The organism is Nitrosomonas sp. PY1, from assembly GCF_022836435.1.
Taxonomy (GTDB): Bacteria; Pseudomonadota; Gammaproteobacteria; order Burkholderiales; family Nitrosomonadaceae; genus Nitrosomonas.
Genome location: NZ_BQXC01000001.1, coordinates 1233455 through 1249259, shown reverse-complemented (window position 1 = coordinate 1249259; position 15805 = coordinate 1233455). Strand labels below are relative to the sequence as shown.

Annotated in this window: 19 protein-coding genes; 10 read left to right on the top strand and 9 right to left on the bottom strand. The window is 42.5% G+C overall.

The annotated features are described in order from the left end of the window. Nucleotides 1-11 precede the first annotated feature (11 nt). Together thiE and W03_RS05900 are read right to left on the bottom strand one after the other, a co-directional pair. Nucleotides 12-692 carry a thiamine phosphate synthase gene (gene thiE, locus W03_RS05905; protein ID WP_244072093.1) on the bottom strand — a complete coding sequence of 227 codons (681 nt, stop codon included), beginning with the start codon at nt 690-692 and terminating at the stop codon, nt 12-14. After that, a complete protein-coding gene (locus tag W03_RS05900; protein WP_244072092.1) occupies nt 652-1512 on the bottom strand; it encodes a hydroxymethylpyrimidine/phosphomethylpyrimidine kinase in 861 nt (286 codons plus the stop codon). Before W03_RS05900 ends, thiE begins: the two co-directional genes overlap by 41 nt. 62 nt (nt 1513-1574) lie before the next feature. Here W03_RS05900 and W03_RS05895 point away from each other — a divergent pair, with 62 nt between their 5' ends. Together W03_RS05895 and gloA are read left to right on the top strand one after the other, a co-directional pair. Then, nucleotides 1575-1763, top strand: coding sequence for a rubredoxin (locus W03_RS05895; RefSeq protein WP_279600013.1), 189 nt, complete (start codon nt 1575-1577; stop codon nt 1761-1763). A 2-nt stretch (nt 1764-1765) separates the two neighbouring features. Then, nucleotides 1766-2155 carry a lactoylglutathione lyase gene (gene gloA / locus W03_RS05890; RefSeq protein WP_244072091.1) on the top strand — a complete coding sequence of 130 codons (390 nt, stop codon included), beginning with the start codon at nt 1766-1768 and terminating at the stop codon, nt 2153-2155. A 9-nt stretch (nt 2156-2164) separates the two neighbouring features. Here gloA and W03_RS05885 read toward each other — a convergent pair whose 3' ends face one another. Both W03_RS05885 and apaG read right to left on the bottom strand, forming a co-directional pair. Beyond that, nucleotides 2165-2872 (bottom strand): SAM-dependent methyltransferase, encoded by a 708-nt coding sequence (locus W03_RS05885; RefSeq protein WP_244072090.1) that lies wholly within the window; start codon nt 2870-2872, stop codon nt 2165-2167. 11 nt (nt 2873-2883) lie between these two features. Beyond that, nucleotides 2884-3267 (bottom strand): Co2+/Mg2+ efflux protein ApaG, encoded by a 384-nt coding sequence (gene apaG, locus W03_RS05880; protein WP_244072089.1) that lies wholly within the window; start codon nt 3265-3267, stop codon nt 2884-2886. Nucleotides 3268-3418: 151 nt separating this feature from the next. On the opposite strand from apaG, the gene rpe reads away from it, so the two are divergent. The 3 genes from rpe to trpE are packed head-to-tail and all read left to right on the top strand — an operon-like array spanning nt 3419 to nt 6385. Next, nucleotides 3419-4099: a ribulose-phosphate 3-epimerase gene (gene rpe, locus W03_RS05875; protein WP_244072088.1), complete on the top strand. Its 681-nt coding sequence runs from the start codon at nt 3419-3421 to the stop codon at nt 4097-4099. 53 nt (nt 4100-4152) lie between these two features. Beyond that, nucleotides 4153-4887, top strand: a complete 735-nt coding sequence (locus W03_RS05870) for a phosphoglycolate phosphatase (RefSeq protein WP_244072087.1) — start codon at nt 4153-4155, stop codon at nt 4885-4887. A 22-nt stretch (nt 4888-4909) separates the two neighbouring features. Further along, the gene (trpE, locus tag W03_RS05865; RefSeq protein WP_244072086.1) at nt 4910-6385 is read left to right on the top strand and encodes an anthranilate synthase component I; all 1476 of its coding nucleotides are present in this window, start codon (nt 4910-4912) and stop codon (nt 6383-6385) included. A gap of 19 nt (nt 6386-6404) precedes the next feature. Here the strand turns inward: trpE and W03_RS05860 are convergent, their stop codons facing one another. Then, on the bottom strand, nt 6405-7184 hold the full coding sequence (locus tag W03_RS05860) for a carbonic anhydrase (protein WP_244072085.1): 780 nt from the start codon (nt 7182-7184) through the stop codon (nt 6405-6407). Between the two features lie 357 nt (nt 7185-7541). On the opposite strand from W03_RS05860, the gene W03_RS05855 reads away from it, so the two are divergent. Together W03_RS05855 and W03_RS05850 are read left to right on the top strand one after the other, a co-directional pair. Then, nucleotides 7542-7979: a hypothetical protein gene (locus W03_RS05855; protein ID WP_244072084.1), complete on the top strand. Its 438-nt coding sequence runs from the start codon at nt 7542-7544 to the stop codon at nt 7977-7979. Nucleotides 7980-8315: 336 nt separating this feature from the next. Then, on the top strand, nt 8316-8972 hold the full coding sequence (locus tag W03_RS05850) for a hypothetical protein (protein WP_244072083.1): 657 nt from the start codon (nt 8316-8318) through the stop codon (nt 8970-8972). Between the two features lie 159 nt (nt 8973-9131). Here the strand turns inward: W03_RS05850 and W03_RS05845 are convergent, their stop codons facing one another. The 4 genes from W03_RS05845 to rsmI all read right to left on the bottom strand — a co-directional run bounded on the left by W03_RS05845 (nt 9132) and on the right by rsmI (nt 14200). Then, nucleotides 9132-10100 carry an MBL fold metallo-hydrolase gene (locus tag W03_RS05845; RefSeq protein ID WP_244072082.1) on the bottom strand — a complete coding sequence of 323 codons (969 nt, stop codon included), beginning with the start codon at nt 10098-10100 and terminating at the stop codon, nt 9132-9134. A gap of 40 nt (nt 10101-10140) precedes the next feature. Beyond that, the gene (acs, locus tag W03_RS05840; RefSeq protein WP_244072081.1) at nt 10141-12111 is read right to left on the bottom strand and encodes an acetate--CoA ligase; all 1971 of its coding nucleotides are present in this window, start codon (nt 12109-12111) and stop codon (nt 10141-10143) included. A 67-nt stretch (nt 12112-12178) separates the two neighbouring features. Then, the gene (gene pyrC, locus W03_RS05835) at nt 12179-13228 is read right to left on the bottom strand and encodes a dihydroorotase (protein WP_244072080.1); all 1050 of its coding nucleotides are present in this window, start codon (nt 13226-13228) and stop codon (nt 12179-12181) included. A 72-nt stretch (nt 13229-13300) separates the two neighbouring features. Then, on the bottom strand, nt 13301-14200 hold the full coding sequence (gene rsmI, locus W03_RS05830) for a 16S rRNA (cytidine(1402)-2'-O)-methyltransferase (RefSeq protein ID WP_244072079.1): 900 nt from the start codon (nt 14198-14200) through the stop codon (nt 13301-13303). On the opposite strand from rsmI, the gene W03_RS05825 reads away from it, so the two are divergent. From W03_RS05825 to W03_RS05815, 3 genes are read left to right on the top strand one after another with little or no spacing between them, the layout of a single operon-like run. Further along, nucleotides 14199-15299, top strand: coding sequence for a penicillin-binding protein activator (locus W03_RS05825; RefSeq protein ID WP_244072078.1), 1101 nt, complete (start codon nt 14199-14201; stop codon nt 15297-15299). The two genes, rsmI and W03_RS05825, sit on opposite strands and share 2 nt — an antisense overlap. Continuing rightward, nucleotides 15296-15634: a YraN family protein gene (locus W03_RS05820; RefSeq protein ID WP_244072077.1), complete on the top strand. Its 339-nt coding sequence runs from the start codon at nt 15296-15298 to the stop codon at nt 15632-15634. Before W03_RS05825 ends, W03_RS05820 begins: the two co-directional genes overlap by 4 nt. Before the next feature lie 3 nt (nt 15635-15637). Further along, on the top strand, nt 15638-15781 hold the full coding sequence (locus W03_RS05815) for a hypothetical protein (protein ID WP_244072076.1): 144 nt from the start codon (nt 15638-15640) through the stop codon (nt 15779-15781). Nucleotides 15782-15805 lie beyond the last annotated feature (24 nt).

Here is a 15805-nt window from a genome sequence, read left to right as displayed (position 1 = left end):
CTCATAAAAGATTAGAGAAATTTTGTTTCATCTCGCTGATAAACATCCTTAAAAAGCTGTGCCAATTGCTGCGTCCTCAGTTGAATATCATGCGCATTAAACAAATCGTCACTTACTGCAATTGCAGCACAACCAGATTGAATAACTGATGCTGCGTTGGTTAGACGAATACCGCCAATACTAACAATTGGAATGACGATTTGTTTTTTTGCCTGACGCACCCAATCTACCGTAACCCTTACTGCATCAGGCTTAGTCGTAGAAGAAAAAAAAGCGCCGAATGCCACATAGTCTGCGCAAAATTGTTGTGCTCGCAATGCCAAATCCAACCGGTTGTAGCATGATATTCCTAAGATTTTATCGTACTCAAGCAACTGCTCCTTTGCTTCACATCGTGCCAAATCGTCTTGCCCCAAATGCACGCCGTCTGCATCGATTTCTATTGCCAGATCCAAATCATCATTCACGATCATAGGAACGTGATAGCTTCTACATAACGATAATAGAGCTTGTGCTTGTTCTCGAAGTAAATCACAGCTTGCCGATTTATTACGATATTGCAATAATTTCACACCACCTTGCAATACCCTTTGAGCTTTATCGAGTAGCTCCCCTGTCTGCATCAGACTTGGCGTAATCGCATACAATCCGTTAATGACTGAGGAATGCGACCGTTGGCGTTTCCTTGTCACTGTTAGCCTCTTTTTGTTCATCTATTCGAAAAAGACGATCTGGAATGTATTGTCCCCTACCGGGACGAAACCCTGCTCGTAAGGTTTGCCACGTATATTGTTGCGCTTTGACGATGCTATCACTAATGGAGGATCCCTGTGCAAGTTGCGCTGCAATCGCAGATGCTAACGTACAACCCGAACCGTGATAGCTCGCATCTAGTCTCTCCCACTCATCAGTCCTGATTCCTGCGGCAGAATAAAGGGTATTTTTTACATTATGCGAATTTTCGTGCGTACCTGTTATCAATACATGCTTACATCCAGTGTTCAACAATCGTTGTGCACAAATGGATAAATCTAGCTGACTCACTGAGCAATCCGATTCGTGTTGTGCGAGCCGCCGAGCTTCTAAGCTATTGGGTGTTAGTACGGTGACTCGCGGCAATAATAATTCGCGCATCGCATCAATCATCCGTTCATCGGTTAACTGATCCCCTCGCCCTGAAGCTAAAACTGGATCCATGACTAACGGTATCTCGGGATAATCTAAAACAATTTCAGCGATCGCTGCAATAATTTCTATGCTCCCTAGCAAACCGAGTTTAAATGCACGTACTGGCATATCTTGCAGCACTATCTGCGCCTGCGCAGTAATCCACGTTGCATCAAGCGGCATAAGATTCACTACACCGGTGGTGTCTTGAATTGTAATCGCAGTAATGACGGACAATGGGTGGCAACCGATACCTGCGATAGTCAACATATCAGCTTGAATACCCGCTCCCCCGGTAGGATCGCTGGCTGCAAAAGAAAGTACAATTGGGGGTGGCTGTAACATGAATTAATACCGTAAAATAGCGACCTGTTCTATTTTAAACGAAAAGGAAGTGACTATCTATCATGTCTAAAGCAGAGAATCCCGAATACCATCGCTACATGTGCTTAATTTGTGGCTATATTTACGATGAAGCATTAGGTTCTCCCGATGAAGGAATACCTCCTGGCACGCGTTGGAAAGATGTACCAATTAATTGGACTTGCCCAGAGTGCGGTGCACGTAAAGAAGATTTTGAAATGGTAAAGGTATAAATGTGCGTATCCTACATACTATGCTGCGAGTAGGTAATTTGGAAAAATCACTGGATTTTTATACACAAGTCCTGGGCATGGAGTTACTGCGGCGCCAAGAATATCCCGAAGGCAAGTTCACGATTGCATTTGTCGGCTATCAAAATGAAGCCGATGGAACCGTGTTGGAATTGACATATAACTGGGATACTTCATCTTACGATTTAGGCAATGCTTATGGCCATATCGCCATTGAAGTTGAAGATGCCTATCAAGCTTGTGAAAATATTAAGAAACTAGGCGGTAAAGTTGTTCGTGAGGCTGGCCCAATGAAGCACGGCAAGACAATAATTGCTTTTATTGAAGATCCAGATGGCTACAAAATCGAGTTCATACAGAAAAAAACCGGATAATTCTCAATATTATCCATGTAACAAAAAAATGGTTGGAATCTTATGAATATCAGGTAATGACAGTCGCCGCCACTCATGAATGGTTTTGGTCAGAATCATCTCATTATCGGCTGTCACGTGGCTTGCAATACAAAGATTTGTTTTTTCCGAGCAAACTTTAATTAATAGTTCCAGTAGCTTTTTATTGCGATATGGCGTTTCAATAAAAATTTGCGTTTGATCATGTTGAACCGATTGCTTTTCCAGTAGCAGAATCTTTTCAGCTTGGATGTTGCTGTCAATGGGCAAATAACCATGAAATGCAAAACACTGTCCATTTAACCCCGAAGCCATTAATGCCAGCAAAACCGATGATGGCCCGACTAATGGTATAACATTAATATTATTTTGATGCGCCAAACGAATTAATTCAGCACCAGGATCAGCGACAGTTGGGCATCCTGCTTCAGACAGCAACCCGACATCATGTCCAGCAAACAAGGGGTCGAGCAAAGCAAACAAATCATTAGGATGAGTATGCTCATTGAGCTCTTGCAGTTGTAGCGATTGCAAAGCATGTTGCGTATTAATTTTCTTTAAGAATTGGCGCGCCGTTTTAGGGTGCTCCACAATAAAATACTTAATTTCTGCAACCCGATGTTGCACCGATTGCGGTAACACCCAAGCAATATCTCCTGGACTGATAGGCGTAGGGATTAAATAGAGCCTGCCAGTCATTTACAAAGCTGCTAATGCAAAACTCTAGGTGCGCTGAGAATGAATTCTGGTATATCCACATCGAATTGAATACCATCTTCTGTCGTCATTTGATAGCTGCCTTTCATGGATCCTACCGGGGTTGAAATCACCGTTCCGCTTGTATATTCAAAGCTATCTCCAGGCTTAAGCAGTGGTTGTTCACCCACTACGCCTAAACCGCGCACCTCCTGAGAGGTGCCATCGCCGTTCATGATAATCCAAGAGCGACTGATCAGTTGCGCGGTTACATTTCCAATATTAGCAATTGTGATGGTATAGGCAAATACATAGCGATCAGAGCCTTCATCCGATTGATCGGACAGATAAGCGGTACGTATGTTGATACCTATCTCATATTTCTTTTCTTCATCCATTTTTTCAGGTAGTTCTTAAATTTTTCCAATAGTCTATATTCAAATGTCCGAATAACGCTTGCAGATGTGCAGCACAATAAATCTTCTTCACTTTTATGATTAGCCCATGATTTGGAGTTAGAATAGCAGATTTATTTACGGAGAGATTCACATGTTTCGCATCGCACCCAGCATACTATCAGCTAATTTTGCTAAACTTGGTGAAGAAATCACTGCTGTTATAGATTCAGGCGCAGATATTGTTCACTTTGACGTCATGGATAACCACTATGTTCCAAATCTTACAATCGGACCTTTGGTTTGTGAAGCTATCCGCCCGGTTACCACTGCGCTCATTGATGTTCATCTGATGGTTCAACCAGTAGACCGTATTATTCCAGATTTTGCTAAAGCTGGGGCCAATATCATTTCTTTTCACCCGGAAGCTTCTAATCATATTGATCGCACCATTGGACTTATTAAAGAACAGGGTTGCAAAGCAGGATTGGTATTTAATCCAGCCACACCGCTCTATTATTTAGATCATGTATTGGACAAATTAGACTTGGTTTTGATTATGTCTGTCAATCCTGGCTTTGGCGGGCAAAAATTTATCCCCGAAGCACTTAACAAGCTTCGTGCAGTCAGAAAACTTATCGATGAGAGTGGCAATAATATTATGTTAGAAATTGATGGCGGCGTTAAAGTAGATAATATTGCGGAAATTGCTCGTGCTGGCGCCGATACATTTGTAGCAGGATCAGCCATTTACCAAGCTGGCAAAGACTCTGATCCTCACCGCTATGACAGTATTGTGGCAGCATTTCGTGCAGAGCTCGCAAAAGTGTCATAACCGACAAAATCTGAAAGCAGCTTTTCCGAGTAATTCATTATTTATTTTTCACAATGAACCCATTATCTTCTTCACAAATAACATCTTCGACACAACGCATACCATTTCCATTATCCATTCAGGTAGTCATGATTGATTTAGATGGAACCTTACTCGATACCGCAGCAGATCTGGCGTTATCAGCTAACTTAATGCTAAAAGAACTTGGCATGCCGGAACAATCGATTTCTACTATTCAATCATATATCGGTAAAGGTATACAGAAACTGGTAAAACGCACATTGACTGGCCAATTGGATGGAGAACCCGATACAGCGCTTTTTTCCAAAGCTCTACCCATCTATGAAAAGTACTATGCAGAACATTTAAGTGACAATACCCGCCCCTATCCGGGTGTAGTTGAGGGTATTCAGAGCATGCAGCAAGCCGGTTTTAAATTGGCTTGTATCACCAATAAAGCGGAAGCCTTTACTTTACCGTTGTTACGCTCAACCGGTTTATATGATTATTTCGAAATCATTTTATCGGGTGATAGTCTACCGAAGAAGAAGCCAGATCCGATGCCGCTTATCCATATTTGCGAATACTTTCAGGTACCCACCCACGAAGCCTTATTAATCGGAGATTCTCTGAATGATGCAATTGCCGCACGTGCAGCAGGTTGCTCTATATTTTGTGTTCCATATGGTTATAACGAAGGGCGCGATGTTTATGCATTAGATTGCGATGCAGTAGTTGCATCATTAATCGATGCAACGCAATTAATTCGAGTTTTACCTTTGAAATAATAATCACTTTATTAATTATATTATGGATGAAACAGAATTCAATCGCATAGCACAACAGGGATACAATCGTATTCCAATCGCAGTAGAAGCGCTTGCCGACTTGGATACGCCATTATCCATCTACCTCAAATTAGCCAATCAACCTTATACTTATTTATTGGAATCCGTTCACGGAGGTGAGCGATCTGGACGCTACTCTTATATTGGATTACCAGCAACCACCCGCATTGAAGTACGCGACCACGTCATTACGATTGTTTCAAAGCAGCAATCTGAAACATTTGTTAGCGATGATCCACTTGATTTCATTGCAACTTATCAGGCGAAACTCAAGGCAGCGCCCTGTGCAGCTGCAATATCTCGTTTTTGTGGTGGCTTGGTCGGTTATTTTTCTTACGATACGATACGTTACATTGAACGTAAACTTGAGAAATCGTCACCTCCAGACGAACTCAATACACCGGATATCTTATTGTTGCTATCAGAAGAATTGATTATCGTAGACAATCTTTCGGGCAAGCTTTATTTAATTCTGTATGCCGATCCAACTGTTGAAAACGCTTACCACATAGCTTGCACTCGCCTTAAAGATTTGTTGACAAAGCTTCGCCAACCACTAAAAGCGCCAATATTAAAGCCTGTAACGAGTAATCCTGCTGTTGCAGAATTCCCAGAAATGGAATTTAAAGCGGCAGTCGAAAAAGCAAAACGTTATATATATGATGGCGACATTATGCAAGTCGTCTTGTCGCAGCGTACCAGTAAAACATTTAATGCAACGCCTTTGGCGCTTTATCGTGCTTTACGTGGTTTAAATCCTTCACCCTATATGTTTCTTTATCATTTCAATGATTTTCATATTGTAGGCGCATCGCCAGAAATCCTAGTACGACTTGAAGATCATGTCGTCACAGTTCGACCAATTGCTGGTACCCGCCCCCGTGGCCAATCGATCATGGAAGATCGCGACTTAGCTGCGGATTTGTTAGCAGATCCTAAAGAAATTGCTGAACATGTAATGCTCATGGATCTAGGACGTAATGATATTGGACGCGTAGCACAAACTGGATCCGTCAAAGTAACCGAAAAAATGAAAATCGAAAACTACTCACACGTCATGCATATCGTATCTAACGTAGAAGCCATACTAAAGCCAGAATTAAATGCCATTGATGTATTGCGTGCAACCTTTCCCGCTGGAACCGTTAGTGGCGCTCCCAAAGTCCGAGCAATGGAAATTATTGACGAACTAGAAGTTTCCAGGCGCGGTATTTATGCGGGAGCCGTCGGATATTTGGCTTTTAATGGCGATATGGATTTAGCTATTGCAATCCGCACCAGTGTTATTAAAGATAGCAAACTATATGTCCAAGCTGGTGCGGGAATTGTTGCGGACTCCATCCCTCAGAACGAATGGATTGAGACACAAAACAAAGCAAAAGCAATACTACGCGCTGCGGAAATTGCGGAAAGTGGATTAGACAATAACAATTTTTAAGTATTATAACTAAATCTGATTACGCGATAATTTCAACAACTCCGGTTTTTAAGTGATAAATTCCACCAACAACACGAACCTTCTTTTCATCGTGATAAGAATCTATAACCGGTGTTTTAAGCCGTAAAGCCTCAACATTTCTAATAACGTTGGCTTTTGTTACATTGATTAAGCGGCTTCTGGATGTATCGCTAACCCTCCTAACCGCAGGCGCTATTGCACTGGCTAATAACTGAATATGCCCAGGAAAATTTTTATGTGAATCAACAGCTTCAACTGCTGCTTTTACCGCTCCACAGCTTTCATGACCCAATACCATAATTAAGGGGGTTTTTAATACCTCAACCGCATATTCGATTGATGCAACATTATCATTGGTCAAATAATTACCCGCTCCACGCACAACAAATAAATCACCTGGCTCTGCATCGAAGCAATGCTCAGGACTCACTCTAGAATCTGAGCATCCAAGAATCGTAGCAAAAGGATTTTGTCCATTGACGAGCGATTTCTCCACTTCGTGAAAATCAAAAACGATTGCTTTACCGGTAATATAGCGTTTGTTACCTTCCATTAATCGCTCAAGCGCATCATCCGGAGTAAGTATATTTTCTGGTTTAGGAGCGGCATTTGAATAGGTTTTCTCGGCAGATTCTTTCCCTTTCTCCGCCCATGATACTTGATTGTGAAGCATTCCTAAACCCATTGTAAAAGCTGCAGACATTCTAAGAAAACCACGCCTATTATTATTTAATTCATGCGTATCCACGTTTTCATTAGAATCGAATTCTTTATCCATAGACTTTATATCCTTATTTGTAAACTTGTTATTCTATACTGACTTTTTATAAATGGGTATTCATACCTCGCATCGAGCAATAAAATACAGTGTAATCATAATATATTCATAAGCATTTATTGCCCGTCTCCTTAGAGAGGTAATTATTTAATTTCGTTCTTCTTCATAGCATAGCGCAATAAAATTGCTGAAGGTGCTCAAGAAAGAAATTTCGCGTATACTGCCCGATAGTAAAAATCATTGATTCCTTTTAAGGAATCAATGATTCGTGCGTTAAGTTACAAAAATCAGACTAATACTTTAAAAACAAAACCAAAACACCGACTTATAAAAAAGGTATTTTGATAGGGAGAATTTATGCGAAAACAAATAATCGGCACTCTTATATTTTTGCTACTAGCACTACCACATAGCGTCTTCTCAGCGTCTGAAGAAAATGAACCTGCCGCGCAAGCTCCTGAAGCTCCAAAACTAGAAAGTGGTAGTAATTGGCGTTTAGTACGTTCAGTCGAAATCGGTTCATCTGGAAAATTTGTTCAATTAGTATTAATTGACCACAGTGTGTACACCGACAAAACCGTCTATAGCGCTGTAATCAATAGACTTTGTAATGCTGATGATGACTTTTGCAGAATACGCTTCTGGAGTCAAGAGCGCTTTATTCCTGAAAAAGCCACAATGTCTGTTGAGCAAAACAAACAGTTGCGTGCTGAATATCTTGTCAACAAAACCGCAGGCACTAAACAATTGCGCTGGTCATGCACTGTCGATCCTGATAAAAAACATTGCTTCTAATAAAGATACTGACAGTACGAGAGCGACTGATTGACAAGGTGACTTCGGCCTTTAATGTCAGCAAATACACATACTCAGGTAGTTATGTAAGTCTATATAAGGCTCGGCATCGTCGCCTGGAATAGTGATTTACAGTGCTGCTGATATCACCGCCCTCTCAATTCTTGCAAGGATTAATCTATCTGCGGGTACGCTGCAACACGTTGCGATACTGTCAACACCGATAACAGGCCATCATCATGGTAACTCTTAAAATGATAGGTGGCCAACAAGTACTCAATAAGTGAAAGGTAAAATCTACTAGGCTATTATTGATATCAAAGTGTGTGTGAGAAAATGTCTAATAACCCGGAACAGCTATTGTTTTCGATCATCGGAGTTGTTGTTCTCGTTTTTATTCCAATCATTATTTTTAGCCTACGGTATAGAAAAAATCTGCAAAAACAATGGGCCATTGAAACATGCGCAGAGACGGTAATTCCACTTTTTCCTCGGGACGGTTCTGATAACAAAACCCTTTTGTACGGTACATATCAAGATTTCTCGGCCACAACTATCGGAATGATAGTTAAGAATGAAAACGATGAAGAAGTCGGTCGCGTGCTGTTCAACACTGGGAATATAGCTTTTGAGATAGGAAACGATAAGTTTTCTGTATCTAGCGAAAATTCATGGAACTATTACTCGAAACTCAGGCATTTATCGGGCGCACCGAGTTTTTCACCAGTAATTGCTGAATGTCGTCGTACTTCTTTTAGCTTTACTGCCGATTATTTTTTTCCAAAAATTGGTAATTTCAGAGTTCAAGAACATCCCTCAGGGCATGCAAAAATAACGAAAGATGGGGTAATCGTAGGTCACAGAATCTCTCTCAGCCGATCATATGATAAGGGGCGCGCCATATCCCTTTCAATGGATATTCCGCTTATTTTACAAATGCTTTTGTTGGCAAGTCCTCACTTGCATCGAAGTCGGGGTGGTACTCCCTATTAAGATTAATCGTGCTACTCGCGAAGCAATCTACAATCCAACTATAGATCCAACAAATTCCGAATAACACAGAAAATAGAAAATATTATTTCAAAATCCACTACATATTCCTTTATAACCCGAGAGTACAAGACTGTAATTTAATTTCTCATATCACGGCGCTTAAATACTTTTAAATCGTTCTGTTGAGTGATCTAGCCAGTAAACTAAGCCCTGAGCATTAAGTTTAATATCCGATCGTAATACTTGACTAACCTCCGTTTCAGATAAACGACAACCGTGTACTGACAAGTGTTGTTCGAATAGCGCTTTTAACCCTTCTGAAATAATCGATTGCCGATTCGACTGCGGCGTATTAGCATTTTGTGCGATAGCGACATGCGCATCGATCAAACGATGCATCGCGTTCGCATGCTGCTTCAAATGCGTAATACGGCTGTAATGTGTTAAATAAGCAAATTGTGGTTTAAAGCTCATGATTCGATCAAGTGAAGCATGGGCTGCATCGGGATCAAATTGCACCGGTGAAGTGGTAGGAAAAACAAATTCCATTCCATTCACATCAAGTTCTCGATACGACACGCCAAAGGTATCCCCCGTAAACATACTTTGGCTACGCTCATCATAAATACAAACATGATGACGCGCATGTCCCGGTGTATCCAGAAAACGCAGTAATCGTCCATTCAGATCAATGCAATGATTATCGGGAGCTTCGACAATCCTATGCGCGTCAATACACTGAATTTCACCATACACGCGCTTGAATTCTTCAACACCGTATACGCTAGAGGCACCTGCCACCAATCGGGTTGGGTTAATCATATGGCTAGCTCCGCGCGGATGCACCACCAGCTTTGCATTGGGAAAAAGGCGCATACATTCGCCCGCACCGCCCGCATGATCTAGATGAATATGTGTCAGGATAATATATGCAATGTTCTCAAACGGAATACGCTTTAACTTAAGGATGTCAATCACGCCCGGTATAGAAAAATTCGTTCCGGTATCGATCAATACCGCTCTGTCTTGCTCAACGAGCAAATGAATGGCAGCACGATAAGGCCTATGAAATTGCGCATCGATGGCGCTGATGCCATGATCAAACTCGGTTAACAGTGGCAATACCATAGCGATTATTCAACGATTCAATAAAAAATTTTGTTAGCATTCACTTGAGAGGCAATCTTAATTGTTCAAGAATAGCAGGATTTTCCAAGGTGGAAACATCTTGTGTAATTTCCTCGCCTTTGGCCAAAGCACGCAATAAACGACGCATGATCTTACCAGAGCGAGTTTTAGGTAAATTTTCACCAAAACGAATTTCATCGGGTTTGGCAATCGGGCCAATTTGCTTAGCTACCCAATCACGCAAAGTATTCGTAATCTCGGTAGCCGTATCGTCGTCTGGATAAGATCCTTTGAGTGTTACAAAGGCAATAACGGCCTCACCCTTGACTTCATGGGGCTTACCGACTACCGCAGCTTCTGCAACCAAAGGATGAGCAACCAATGCAGATTCAATTTCCATGGTTCCAAGGCGATGACCGGAAACGTTCAAAACATCGTCAACCCGCCCCATAATCCAAAAATACCCATCCTGATCGCGATAGGCTGAATCGCCAGCAAGATAGTATCGGCCCTGTGCAATCTCGGTAGGAAAGTATGTTTTCTTGAAGCGTTCTGGATCGCCCCATAATGTTCGCACTTGTGAAGGAAAAGGTTTCTTAATAACCAGCACTCCCCCTTTCCCACTATCCATCTCATTACCAGAGTCATCCACAATAGCGGCGAGAATACCTGGTATCGGAAAAGTACAGGAACCTGGTTTAAGTGCCACGGCACCTGGCAGTGGAGCAATCATATGGCAGCCAGTCTCGGTTTGCCACCATGTATCGACAATCGGACAACGTGCTTGCCCCACTTTTTCATAAAACCACATCCATGCTTCAGGATTGATTGGCTCTCCCACGGATCCTAGCAATCGCAATGATGATAAATCATATTGCGCAGGTAAATCAGCCCCCAGTTTTATCAACGAACGAATCGCAGTAGGCGCGGTATAAAAAGTTGTCACTTTATGCTTCTGAATAAGCTCCCAAAATCGTCCCGGATGTGGAAAAGTAGGTATACCTTCAAAAATCAATTGTGTTGCACCCACAGCAAGCGGTCCGTAAGTCACGTAGCTATGACCGGTAATCCAGCCAACATCCGCTGTACACCAAAACACATCATCCGTTTTGTGATCAAACACCCACTGCATGGATAATTTCACGCCCAGCAAATAGCCCGCACTCGAATGCTGCACTCCTTTAGGTTTTCCGGTAGAGCCGGAGGTGTAAAGCGTAAACAAGGGATGTTCTGCATCGACCCATTCAGGTTCGCACGAAAAATCGGCATGTTGTATAAATTCATCCCACCAAATATCTCGCGCTGGATCAAAAGGTACCGTTGTGTCTGTGCGACGATACACAATAATATGCTTGACCGAAGCCGTACCACCCATATTCACCGCTTCATCCACAGTTGATTTCAATGCATTTTTCTTGCCGCCACGCACTTGTTCATTGGCGGTAATCACGACAACAGCCCCAGCATCTACGATACGTTCATGCAAGCTTCTGGCAGAAAATCCTCCAAACACAACCGAATGGATGGCGCCAATACGCGCACATGCTTGCATCGCCACAACAGCTTCAACTCCCATCGGCATATAAATAATGACCCGATCACCCTTGTTGATACCTTGCTTTTTCAATGCATTGGCAAATTGGCACACGGATTGATGCAACTTACGATACGTCACCCGGGACACGTTACCTTCGTCCGACTCAAAAATAATCGCAACCTTGTCGGCCTGTGTTGCCAAATGTCGATCCAAGCAATTATAGGAAACATTCAACAAGCCTCCTTTAAACCATTGGCAGAAAGGGAAGTTTTGATCATCTAACACTTGATCGAATGGTCGCTGCCAAACAATTTGTTCATGCGCTCGATTACTCCAAAAAAGCTCGTAATCATTCTCCGCTTCTTGGCACAAGGCAGTGTAAGCCGCAAAACTCGATACATTGGCTTGCTCAGAAAATGCTTTGGTGGGAGAAAAAACCCTGGTTTCGTTTAGCGTTGATTCAATCGTGGACATGCATTATCTCCGGCATAAAACTGAATAAATAGAGGAGAATTGTATCATTTTTACCATTGACCAAATGCTATTCCACCTTCCAAGACAGCTCTGCATCTGCGTATAAAGGTATTAGCGCCTCTCCGGCGAAATCATACCGTTCAGGAACCATCCAGTTTTTCCGCCGCAACGTGATCGTATCGGTATTGCGCGGTAATTCGTAGAAATCTGCACCAAAAAAACTGGCGAATCCTTCCAATTTATCGAGTGCATCGACTTGTTCAAAAGCGGTAGCATATAACTCCATTGCAGCATGTGCAGTAAAAATGCCAGCGCAGCCACACGATTGTTCTTTATTCACCAGCGCATGCGGTGCGCTATCCGTACCCAGGAAAAATTTAGCATTACCGCTCACGGCAGCTTGTAGCAATGCTCGCCGATGCGTCTCTCGCTTAAGAATGGGCAAACAATAATGATGCGGTCGAATGCCACCTTGAAACAAGGCATTCCTATTCAATAAAAGATGATGCGCCGTAATAGTCGCGGCGATCTTCTCCGAAGATTGTTTAACAAACTCAACCGCATCTCGAGTCGTGATATGTTCGAATACTATTCGTAGCTGCGGAAAGTGTTGTGTCAACATACACAATGTACGCTCGATAAACATTTTTTCCCGATCAAACACATCGATATTTGGATCAGTTACTTCCCCATGAACCAATAGCGGTATATCCTGCTTTTCCATTTCAGCCAAGGTTTTAAAGCATTTAGAAATATTCGTGACCCCCGCATCAGAATGGGTCGTCGCTCCAGCCGGATACAATTTTACCGCTTGTACAATGCCGCTGTTTTTTGCGCGCACAATTTCTGATGGCTGCGTGTTATCGGTCAAATACAAGGTCATCAGTGGCTGGAATTGACTTTGCAGCACTTCAGGCAGCGCGGATATAATACGAGTGTAATACGCTTGTGCCATCTCGGTAGTGACCACTGGAACACGTAGATTTGGCATAATGACAGCACGCGCAAACTGCCGTGCGGTATATAGCAACACGTCTTTCAGTTGTTCACCATCGCGCAAATGCAAATGCCAGTCATCCGGGCGAATAATCTTGAGATGCGTTAGAAAGGATGACAAAAAAAACCTCGAATAATCGAAATGATCAATTATAACTTAGCTTGGTGCGGGGTTTCCCATCTCATTATTGATTCATTCCGATTGATCTGATTGTTTCAAACGTAATGCAAGCTGATACAAGGTACTCTTATTCTCGCCAGTAATTGTCGCTGCAAGTTTTACGGCTTGTTTAAGCGGTAAATCAGCCAATAAATATCTCAAGGTATCGCGTGCTTGCTCGCTCACTTGCGATTTATCGTTTTTTTCGGCGCCGGATAGTATCAGTACGAATTCACCCTTTTGTTGATACAAATCCAATTTGAGCCAATTTAGCGTATCTGCCAATGAGCTCACATGAATCGTCTCAAATATCTTGGTCAACTCACGTGCAAGCGTCAGTATGCGATTTGCGCCAAAGACTTCGATCATGTCTTCAATACATTCGATAATTCGGTGTGGCGCCTCATAAAATATTGTAGGAAATGACTGTGATTTGAATGTGACCAATTCGCGCTGACGCGCTATCGATTTTGTTGGCAAAAAGCCATAAAAGAAAAAATGTGGATTTGTAATACCTGCTGCCGATAACGCGCAAATTGCAGCATTCGCGCCCGGAATAGGAATGACGGGAAAATTTTTTGCGCGCACTTGCTGAACCAAAATCGCACCTGGATCAGAAATTGCGGGCGTCCCTGCGTCGGTTATTAATGCCACACGCTTACCTTCCGTTAATAGTGTTAATATCTTATTGGCTGCTTCAACTTCATTATGTTGATGCAGACTAATCAATGGTACTGAGATCCCATGCGTCATTAATAAATACTTAGAGTTTTGTATATGTTCAACAGCAATCACATCGACTGTTTTCAATATGTCCAACGCACGTAAACTGATATCATTCAGATTCCCGATAGGCGTAGCCACTATATATAGCGCGCTTTTCCCTAATATGCCTTGGGTGTCTCGTATATTCGAGCTAGTCTTGATCATCATGCTGACATTATCCGGCAATCTCGCATCAGCGACTACCGATACTTACTTCAATCAGCTTCCTCATCAAGAAAATATTTCTGAATCAACAAAAACACCGCACATTGCGCTCATTTTACCGCTGGAATCGCCCACCTTTAGTGAAGCAGCGGATCAAGTTAAAGCGGGTTTTATTGCTGCCACGATGCGCGAAGAACCATTGCAACTCGTCATTCGCATTTATTCGACCAGCGATGATCCACTAGATTCTCTTTTGACCTATCACGAGGCATTGGATGCAGGCGCTGAATTTGTGGTAGGCCCGCTGACTCGGGACAGCGTTGCCGCGATTGCATCGAGTAAACGTGTAACGGTACCAACCCTGGCTTTGAATACGATTGACAGTACTGCGATAGTACCCACTCAATTATTTTTGTTTGGTTTACAAATGGAAGCTGAAGCGAGCCAAGTTGCGCAACTGGCACGTGACAGTGGAAAAACGCGAGCTTTAATAATTGGTGACAACGGTGGCCTGTCGAAACGACTGCAAACAGCATTTAGCGAACGATGGCAACGTGAAGGCGGTGCCTTAGCATTTTTTCCTTATGTTGATGACCAACAAAAATTACAGCAACTGAAGAAATTAAGTAGCAACGACAACCAATTAGTTTTTCTTGCTTTGAGTGCAGATAAGGCACGTGTCGTGCGACCTTATATTGCAGCAGATGTACCGATCTTTGCCACATCTCAAGTTTACGCCGGCAATGATAATGCCTTACTCAACAATGACTTGAATGAAATTCACTTTGTTGATATGCCGTGGCTATTGCAACCAGACCATCCAGCCGTAATGGCTTATCGCCAGAATCGTGCTATTAAAAATATGGACATGGAGCGTTTGTATGCATTAGGAATTGATGCATTTCGCTTGATGACACATTTACTCGATCCGTTATTTATCAATGAAATCAGCTTTGACGGCGTCACAGGGTTAGTGCGTGCCGTACCGGCCAACCAGTTCATTCGCGAACCCGTATCAGCGCAATTTATACAAGGTCAAGTACGTCTACTGAATCCACAACGAACAATCCCAGACTCAATAGCGCCGCTATCGGAACCATGAACGGTCATGAAGCTGAAAAAATCGCGGCAGCCTATTTACAGCAATTCTCATTAATCCTAATTACACAAAATTATCGCTGCCGATTTGGCGAAATTGATTTGATTATGCAAGATCATAACACCTTGGTTTTTGTTGAGGTTCGTATGCGTACACGAGAAACTTTCGGTGGCGCAGCTTTCAGCATCACACCAACAAAACAAGCCAAGCTACTCCGTACTGCACGGCACTACTTGGCAGAAATCGACAATCACCCGCCCTGCCGTTTTGATGTCATTTTACTCAGCGGTATCAATGGACAAAAGATTGATTGGATTCAAAATGCATTTGGTGAGTAAATTATGCAAATTGTAAACTTCATTGCTTTAATCTTGAATTATGAACCCGAGGCAGGAAGATACATCAACTCCGATCCGATTGACGAGAAGGAGTATCAGGCTCAGCAGTTATTCGGTCACTACCGGGTTATCTTCGGCAATATTTAAACTGCTCCAGAGGCCAGTTTCCAG